Source organism: Syntrophomonas sp. UBA5494, assembly GCF_002426325.1.
On record NZ_DIPG01000121.1, the window covers coordinates 7,692 to 8,118 of the forward strand.

At 50.6% G+C, this 427-nt stretch carries 2 pseudogenes; both read right to left on the reverse strand.

Annotation, left to right across the window (positions count from 1 at the left end):
- Positions 1–197, reverse strand: a pseudogene (locus tag B3W37_RS13250) (hypothetical protein); the annotation flags it as partial.
- Positions 194–427 (reverse strand): annotated as a pseudogene (locus B3W37_RS13255) (ABC transporter permease); the annotation flags it as partial. The pseudogenes B3W37_RS13255 and B3W37_RS13250, both read right to left, overlap by 4 nt.

Below are 427 nucleotides of genomic sequence, written 5' to 3' on the forward strand. Positions count from 1 at the left end.
AGTCCCATGCCGGCCACCACCGGAATGATCAGTGATAAAACCAGGATCCCGTCGCGGATAAACCGGTTCAGCACCTGATTGAAGACAAAACTGCCGGTGAGGCCGGAAAATTGCCAGGCTAACAATGAAACCGCGATAAACACCATTGGCACCACATATTCGCTATTAAATATCGGGCTGCCTTCCCGCTTTCTCACTGGCTCGCCCCTCGTCTTTCTCTTATCAACAGGGCATACAGGATTATGCCATAGGTAATCATAGTCCTCAAAATTTCGGTAAGCTCCGGCACCAATATGGCATTGGCTATGGGCACGGTGAGCAGATAAATGGACTGCAGCAAATAAGCGCCCAATACGGCTTCGAAGATAAAGGTCTTTTTGCCGGTGCTGCCGCCGATCAATATGGCCGCTATGGCAGGGAAAGCCAT